The organism is Streptomyces sp. S186, assembly GCF_051603415.1.
Taxonomy (GTDB): Bacteria; Actinomycetota; Actinomycetes; order Streptomycetales; family Streptomycetaceae; genus Streptomyces.
Genome location: NZ_CP193932.1, coordinates 8,350,290 through 8,358,227, shown reverse-complemented (window position 1 = coordinate 8,358,227; position 7,938 = coordinate 8,350,290). Strand labels below are relative to the sequence as shown.

The 7,938-nt window shown below is 66.8% G+C and carries 8 protein-coding genes; 6 read left to right on the top strand and 2 right to left on the bottom strand.

The features are described from left to right. Positions 1 to 468 precede the first annotated feature (468 nt). Positions 469 to 825 carry a hypothetical protein gene (locus ACRAS8_RS36380; protein WP_438490293.1) on the top strand — a complete coding sequence of 119 codons (357 nt, stop codon included), beginning with the start codon at positions 469 to 471 and terminating at the stop codon, positions 823 to 825. A gap of 6 nt (positions 826 to 831) precedes the next feature. Further along, positions 832 to 1,113 (top strand): hypothetical protein, encoded by a 282-nt coding sequence (locus ACRAS8_RS36375; RefSeq protein ID WP_438490292.1) that lies wholly within the window; start codon positions 832 to 834, stop codon positions 1,111 to 1,113. A 1,020-nt stretch (positions 1,114 to 2,133) separates the two neighbouring features. Here ACRAS8_RS36375 and ACRAS8_RS36370 read toward each other — a convergent pair. Next, the gene (locus ACRAS8_RS36370) at positions 2,134 to 2,403 is read right to left on the bottom strand and encodes a hypothetical protein (protein ID WP_438483552.1); all 270 of its coding nucleotides are present in this window, start codon (positions 2,401 to 2,403) and stop codon (positions 2,134 to 2,136) included. Positions 2,404 to 2,470: 67 nt separating this feature from the next. Here ACRAS8_RS36370 and ACRAS8_RS36365 point away from each other — a divergent pair, with 67 nt between their 5' ends. Next, positions 2,471 to 2,902: a hypothetical protein gene (locus ACRAS8_RS36365; protein WP_438483554.1), complete on the top strand. Its 432-nt coding sequence runs from the start codon at positions 2,471 to 2,473 to the stop codon at positions 2,900 to 2,902. 130 nt (positions 2,903 to 3,032) lie between these two features. Here the strand turns inward: ACRAS8_RS36365 and ACRAS8_RS36360 are convergent, their stop codons facing one another. Then, a complete protein-coding gene (locus ACRAS8_RS36360) occupies positions 3,033 to 4,415 on the bottom strand; it encodes a cytochrome P450 (protein ID WP_438490291.1) in 1,383 nt (460 codons plus the stop codon). A 127-nt stretch (positions 4,416 to 4,542) separates the two neighbouring features. Between ACRAS8_RS36360 and ACRAS8_RS36355 the strand changes: the two genes are divergently transcribed. The 3 genes from ACRAS8_RS36355 to ACRAS8_RS36345 all read left to right on the top strand — a co-directional run bounded on the left by ACRAS8_RS36355 (position 4,543) and on the right by ACRAS8_RS36345 (position 7,851). Next, positions 4,543 to 5,271, top strand: a complete 729-nt coding sequence (locus ACRAS8_RS36355; RefSeq protein ID WP_438490290.1) for a hypothetical protein — start codon at positions 4,543 to 4,545, stop codon at positions 5,269 to 5,271. Between the two features lie 68 nt (positions 5,272 to 5,339). Beyond that, positions 5,340 to 6,107, top strand: coding sequence for an alpha/beta fold hydrolase (locus tag ACRAS8_RS36350; RefSeq protein ID WP_438490289.1), 768 nt, complete (start codon positions 5,340 to 5,342; stop codon positions 6,105 to 6,107). Positions 6,108 to 7,218: 1,111 nt separating this feature from the next. Then, positions 7,219 to 7,851, top strand: a complete 633-nt coding sequence (locus ACRAS8_RS36345) for an HAD family hydrolase (RefSeq protein ID WP_438490288.1) — start codon at positions 7,219 to 7,221, stop codon at positions 7,849 to 7,851. Positions 7,852 to 7,938: the final 87 nt, after the last annotated feature.

Here is a 7,938-nt window from a genome sequence, read left to right as displayed (position 1 = left end):
ACGAGCCCGACGTGTTGGTCGGATGGCGTAACGCAGCTCCCACCCGCCGTACTCGACATTCTGGTTCTCAGCTGAAAGCTGAGGAGGCGTCGGTCCGCAGCAGGAGAGACTGGTGAGCGGAGCTGACGCAGAATGCGGAAGCTGAATGCGGGAGTCGCGTTCGCAGCGGGCGGTGATGCGGACTGGCTTGCGGATCACCGTGGATCGGTGGAGAGCCCTCCAGCAGGGACCTGGAGAATGGTGAAATGCCAGTTCCCGCAGTACCAGACCTACCAGTCCCAGGCACGGAATGTTGAAGTGTGCCAGGCGGACTGGGAGAAGGCGACTGGTGTCCAGGCACAGGGGAGCGTGCTGGTACAAACAGCGGCCAGCAAGGCCCCGCGCGGACAAAGGACGAATCTGGGTAACGCTGCTGATCTGAGGAGTTTGTGGCAACGAGAGCTGAGCGCCACGCACAGGGAGTGGGCTGTGAGCACGGTGGCCGCGGTCGTGATCGCCGCCCAGCGGCATCTTGAGGAGGCCGGTCCCTTGGTCGACGAGGCAGGGCAGTTGCGGGTGGCGGCCGACTACCGGACCATCGAGGTCGAGGGGCGCGAGGTGCAGCTGAAGAAGCGGCTGTATGCCGTGCGTTCCCGGTACGACAGCTACCCACCGGAATTGCAAGCCCTGTTCTTGGGGCTCGGCTTGCCGTGGGTCAAGGGCCCGGCTTCGGGGGTGGGGTGGACAACCTTGCTGGGGCGAACTGTGCGGATTTGTAAGGCTGTTGCCCCTGATGCGACCGTCCGTAATGAGTACGGTTGTGACGTCGCTGCACAAGCGGTATAGGAAGCGGTGACCGCCATCACCGACCGTTATGGTCTGCCGCTGCGCTTCGCTTCCGACATGCTCCAGTCGCTGCTGGTCGGCCTGTCGCTGCCCCGGTTCCCGGACGGGGCGGCTGGTGCTGGCGGTGGGGCGTCTCGCCGTGGCTGTGGTCGGACGCATCGTGTTCTGTTCTCCGGACCGGTTGTTCTGCGGCCGACTCCTTCTTCGACCTGCCCTGCGCGGACCTGCCCCGCCCGCCTCACCGACGCGGCTTTGACCGGCGACGCGCGCGTCGCGGACTCGACCTGATGTGTTCCAGCAGGTGTACAGGCGTAATCCTGAGCATCCTCCTCATCGCCAATCGGAGGGAGCGAGGTGGGACCAGGTCCCGCCACGCTCGCCATCTGCCCCAGCACCTCGCACTCGGCCACGCCGGCCACGCCGGCCACGCCGGCCACCGCCAACGAGCCGATAGGCTCTGGGACATGTCCGCTGCGTGCCTGATCGATGGCGTAGGCCCGGTGCATGGGCCGGCGTTGAATCGTCCCGGCGGCACTCTGCATCGTGCCGTGACAAGGGAGCAGAGCCACGCCATTCGGGCGGGTTGCGGCAACACTGCCTGACTGGATCCGGACGGATTGGTGTCCAGCGACGAGGTCGACGAAACGCGGCTGTGCCGAGCGACCGGGTGCGCCGCAGCGCCGTGGAATCCGGGGCGCGGTCGGCGGCGTCCGTGCGGTTCGTCAACACCGTGGCGGGCAGGCCGAACACGGTGAGCAGCGCAGCCCGCAGCTGCGGCAAGGCCGGTTTCACCGCCACCAGCGCACGATGCACCCGCGTGCAGCGCGGCAGCAGGCGCAGAGCCCGATGCACCACGACCGTCTTGCCGTGCCCGGGGTCGCCGCACACACACGATCCCGCGGGCGGCGATGGTGTGGCGAGCGCCTCGGTGACGGCGCCGAGCCGCTGCGTGGAGACGACGTGCGCGCCCAGCACGTACAGACGCACACCGTCGGTGACCGGTGACGGGCTGGCCAGATCAGCGCTCTCTGCACCGCCCTTCGGAGCGGGGCCGGTGGTTGCCTCGCCAGCCTCACCGAAGGTGCCCGGCAATGCCAACCCGGCCAACGCCCAGTCACACAGGCACCAGGATCCCCCCGAGGCACAGGCGGGGCGGACAAAGCCAAGGACACGCCCCACGCAGCGTTCCCGGGTCGCTGCATAATGCCTTCACGTTCCCGCCCAGCTCCCCCAGCCGGTCCCACAACGCGTCCGTCAGCGTGAACGCCCCACGCCGCCGGGCGGGTTCGATCCGGCCCGATTCCTTCGTCACAGCCAGCCAACGCCACAGCGTCCGCACAGTGGCCCCGCCGTCGATGCGGCGATACGGACATGCACCGTCTGAAGCGTCCCGGCCTCCTCCAGCGCGAGAAGACGACGCACCACCATAGACCGCGTCAAGGCCCGGTCCCGCGCCCGGGAAACCACCACCAGTCTCTCGGCCCCCACCGAAAGCGGCACCACCGGCACCACCGGCAGCAGCGGCAGCAGCGGCAGCGGCGGCAGCGGCGGTGATGCAGACGACGGATCTGCAGTCATGCCACCAGCTCACACCCAGCCCTGATCAAGAACACAGGAATGCTCAAAACAGGCGCCGGTCGAGGAGGTGGCCCGGCGCCTGGACGGCGAGGTCTGCCCGGCGGTCCTCGCCTTGATGAAGGCCCTGCTGGTGCAGGCCGGCGGGCTCGGCACGGTCACGAAGATCGTGGAGAGCTTCGGCGGGTTCGCCAAGCAGTACGAGCAGATCGAGAAGGTCTCCGCCCACCACGGCAACTTCTGGGAGGTGCTGCTGTACGGGCAGATCGGCCGGGACCGGGCGCTGATGTTCGGCCTGGCCGAGAGGCTTCAGTTCACCGCACCTCGCAGGACGGGCGGGTGCTGGACGCGCACGCGCAGCGTAACGAGGCCGGCCGCGGCGAGTACATCAGCGCCATCGGCGAAGACGGCGAGCGCATCGGCATCTCCTTCGCCACGCAGAGCCGGCCGAAGGCCGTACTCGCGTCATGAGCTTTGGGCAAGCCAGGGGCGGCGTCGATGAAGTGAGCCCGCCTGCTCGGCGGCCAGGTGGTCGGCGGGGTGGGGCCTGGTCACGTGTCAATCCGCGAAGACGCGGCGCAGAGCGCGGTGGCCGGAGCTGAGAAGCCGTTGTGCATTTCTACCGTGGGTTATCAGCCCACGTCGTCACTCGTTCGGCGGATTGTCATTGAAGCTGGGGCCGTGTGGGGGAGGATATGAGCGGTGTTGCGACGGTGGACCACGGCGCGCCCGCCGCGGGCGGGCGTCCAAGTGACACCGCGGGACTTCCACTTCTCGTCCGGTGCGCGTGTTGTGCGGAACTCGTAGTTCTGGAGCAGTGTCCGCAGAACGACGTTCATCTCGAGGTTGGCGAAGGCGGCACCGATGCACCGGCGTGTGCCGCCCCCGAAGGGGATCCAGGAGTACATGTCGGGCCGGGCATTCACGAACCGGTCCGGATCGAACTTCTCGGGGTGGGGAAAGACGGTCTCGTCCATGTGCACGAAGTCGATGGCGAAGACGACTTGGTGTCCTTTGGGGAGGGTCCATTCCCCCAGTGGCATCGTCGGTGCGACGACGCTGCGGGTGATGTCCGTGATGACGGGACGTGTGCGCTGGACCTCGAGGACGGTAGCGGCCAGCAGGTCGGAGCCGCCGTCGTCGACCTCTGCCACGAGGCGGTCGAGGAGCTCCGGGTGTCGGGTCAGTCGTTCGACGGCCCAGGTGAGCGTGTTCGCCGTGGTCTCGTGAGCGGCGCCGAGGATGGTCAGCAGTTCGTCGGCGATCTCTTGGTTCGCCAGGGCCTCGCCGTCCTCGTACCGGCTCTGCACGAGCATGGCGAGGACATCTTCGCGCTCCTGTAGCTTCGGGTCTGCCCGGACGCTGTCGATGAGGTCGAGTGCAACCGTGTCGTACTCCCGGCGCATCCTACGGAAACGAGCCCACGCCCCCCACGAACGCCCACGGTCGGTGAACGGCGACAGCGTCAGCCTGACACCGAGGTCGGCCATCGGAGGCATCAGCTCGCGCAGCCGGTCCAGGTGCTCGCCATCGGCCCCCAGAACCGTGCGCAGGATGATGTTCAACGTCAGCCGCATGAACCCCGGCGCCGTCGCGAACTCGACGCCCTGCGGCCACGTCTTGGCCTCGCGGACGGTCTCCTCGACCATGAACTCCTCGTAGGCGTGCAGGTGGCGCCCGTGGAAGGAGGGGGCCAGCAGTTTGCGTCGGTGCAGGTGTTCGGGACCGTCCAGCGCGAACGTTGAGCCCGGCCCCAGGACGTTGCCCAGGTTCGGCTCTCCCAGTCCAGCGATCGCCGGACTGGTCGTCAGCATCTGCCTGATCAGAGCGGCACTGCACAGGAACACGCTAGGGCCGAACGGGGACAGCGTCATCGCGAAGGTCGACCCGTAGCGCTTTTGAAGACCAGCAAGAAGCCGCTTGCGAGACGCGATCCACAATCCGGTCAGGACGGGCCCCGGCAGCGGCGGGCCGGGCGGGAGGGTGGCCAGTACCGGGGACGTTCGAATGCTCATTCCAGCCTCTTCTCAAAAGTGGGTACTGCTCAATTCCCTGGAGTCCAGCCACCCACTGCGCACACCGATATAACTTTAAGTGTATATTCTGTTACTCTGTGCATTCACATGGCTAAGGTGTTCCGGCGTGAATCAGGAAGACAGATCCAATGACATCCGCCGAGAGGTGCGTAGCGGGATGCGAGAAGGCATCGACGAGATCACGGAGATCCTGACCGACGCCTTCGCCGAGGACCGCCTCTACCAGTGGATGTTCACCACGCGGGAGCTCTACAGGCGTCCGGCACCCGGCTCTCTCCGGTGGGTGGCCGAGGAGAACCTCGAGGTGGCCGAGGGGAACCTTGAGGTGGGCGAGGTGTTCCTTGTGGAGGGCAAAGGCGTCTTCCCGGGCCGGCACTCCCCTGCGCCCGATACCGACAAGGAGTGGCCGGCCGTGGAGCAACAGCTTCGGGACATCTGCGGCCCGGCTGCCGAAAACGTGCTCGCCGCCCACGACGCCGACCGGAGGAACCATCCGAAAGGAACTCCTCACCGGTACGGGCAGTTTCTTGCCGTGCGGCGCGAACACCACCGCGAGGGCATCAGTGGTCCCCTTCTCCGTCACTTCGCCTCGAAGAACCCCGGACAGTCCGCGTACACAGCGCCACCGCGCTCGGGACGCACTCGCCATGCGACGGGGTCGAGAATGCCTCGGCGTGCTACGACCTCTGACCCGGACCTCAATTCACGCGCCGGCGTCCGTCGGCAAGACGACGCTGTCGGCGACGGCTCTCCTAGCGGCGATGAACGGGCGGCCACGGCCGAGAGGTGCGGGGCGCGCCGAAAGGTGAACACGGCTCAGGTGGAGGCGGCATGACCATGCGACGGAATGCGACCAGCACCCCTGGATCTCCCCCGACGCGAGAGCGCGTGCACCGGCTGAGGATGGCCGGGTACGACTTCGCCTGCCGGGTGCGTGCCGCATCGCAACCATCGACGCGCCGGCCGATCGCCCTGCTCGGCGGGGCCACGATGGACATGCACGACTGGGATTCGCTCGAAGCGCATCTACCCGACGACGTCACCGTCATCACGTTCGACCCACCCGGCTTCGGTAGCGCCTCGGAACTGGACGACGAGACCATCGCCGGTTACGAGATCCAGGCTGCGGCCGTCAACATGGCCCTGGAGCACCTGGAAGTGCGGCAGGTTGACCTACTGGGGTACTGCTACGGCGCCGGCCTGGCCTGCCTTCTGCTGGAGCACCACGTCGACCGGGTCGCCCGGGTGGTGCTGACCAACGCGAGCGAGAAACTGACGCAGGAGACGCGAGAACTGCTGGCACAAGCGGTCGACATGACAGGACAGGGGCGGATCCTGGAAGTATCCCTCCTGGCCTGCGACCACACCTTGGCCCCGCACAACCGGCAAACACTGCGCGAGGCACTCGCGCCCGCCTACCAAGACGCCTTTCGACTCCCGCATACGACTGTAAACTTTCGGCGCGCCCTCAACGCGCACGACGCCGTGATGAAGTGCGGCCGGGGAAACGAGGTTCCCCTACTGTTGATCTGCGGCGAACACGACACGTTCACTCCCACACAGTCAGGGATGGGCCTGGCCGCAGGCCGCCGCGGAGCACGAACCGTCGTACTCGACACCGGCCACACCCCACTGCTCGAAGACACGCCACCTTCGCCACCCAGATCATGAACCACTTCACCTCACCTTGAAGCAGTTTGCCCACGGGCAGTACGAGCCCGAACGCAACCACACCTCCTCGACCCTGTTCTCGCACTCGGCCCTGTTCCCGTACAGCCACGGCCAACGGACACATGGCGCTGAGTGACGCCCAGGGCCGGGCCGGGTGCGAAGGCCGACGGTACAGCGATTGCCGATAGCGACGGTTCCGCCTCGAGATCCGCTCACCGGGCTTGCAGCAACCGACGGCCCGCCTGGGTGATACCGCAGCAATACCGGATTTACTGCGGCAGTGTCGATACAGTCTCCCCGGCGCCCCGTTCAACGCCTCGCATGTACGACCGAGCGTGACCACGGACGGCAGGGCGAAGTGCACGCATTTACTGCGGCAGGACCGGAGGAAGCCGACGGGCGAGAATCGAACGGGCGGCCACTCCGGAGAGCGAGGACGCGTTGCAGATTCCGCGCGCCCAGGTCGTGCCACTGCCCGCACCACCACCGGCGTACAAAGCCGCGGTCGAGCGGTACCCCACCGGCACAGGCACCGCGAAGCCCTCCACACGAATCCAGAGAAACTGATCCCCCCCCGACAAACGCGGCTGAGCCGTCTCCAAAGACGGCGCCATCCAGTGGAGCCGACAGTCCGGCACCACCCAGCTCCTGCCCCGGCTCATCGCCGGCCGCACCCAAGGCCCACCGTTCCTCACCGACCGCAGAGCCCCGGCCCACACGCCAACCCTGGACACCTGCCTGGCGACCGACCATGCGCAGCTGTCCTGCCGCCAGGCGGAAGAGATCTTCCAGGAGAACACCCCGCTGCCGGCCACCCCCTCACCACCCTGACGACCTCGACGAGCTGCAGGGATGGACACTCCACCAGCTCCCCCACAGTGCATTGACGCACGATGCCGAAGACGGCACCTCAACGCCAATGTCGTTGACCCGCTCCCGCCAATCCTCCGTACGGCCCTTGGAGAGGTACGGCTGAGGAGCTTCCTCAAAACGGCCAGAGGCGCTCTGCCCCCTCGTTTGGTTCGGTTCCGGACGGTGTGGGGAAGTTGGGGAGCAAGAGCGGCGTCACGGAACAACAGACGCCTGTCGATCGCTGTGCTATGCAGGGGCAATGATCGTTCCCAGCGCATCGGGCAGGCCGTTTGACGCGGTGCTGTGCGACCTCGACAACGTGATCCGGTTCTATGACTTGACCCATGTGGCCAAGCTGGAGCGTTTGGCTGGACTGGCCCAGGGGACAACCGCGCATGTGGCCTATGCGCCGGAGGTGGACCTGCCCCTGCTTCTCGGCCAGATCAGCAAGGCGAAGTGGGTGGACTCCATCGTGCGCGGGCTTGAGAATGAAGTCTCGCAGTCGCAGGCCCGCGAGCTTGGAACAGCATTCGCCCAAGCGCCTTTCTGGGCGGACACGGTGATTGTTGCCATGCTCCGCCGGATCAGGGAACACGTGCCGCTTGTCCTGGTGACCAACGCAACCTTGGACCTGGAGAGCGATCTTGAGTCGCTGGGGCTGTCGGATTTCGCGGACCATGTGGTCAGCAGTGCCCGTGTGGGGGTGGCCAAACCAGACCGCGCGATCTATGAAATCGCGGCCAAGCGAGCGGGGGCGGCCATGGAGCGGTGCCTCTTCGTGGACGACAGGCTGGAGAACGTCGAGGCCGCAGTTGCGCTGGGGATGACGGGAGTGCACTACCAGCAGCCCGAGGATCTCCACGAGGCGTTGGCTCCCGTGCTTGGTGAGTGAGACCGCGCGATCTCGCATGTCGCAGGGGCCGCCGACCGTCAGGTCGGCGGCCCCTACGGGATCGGCAACGGTCAGCCGGAACGTCAC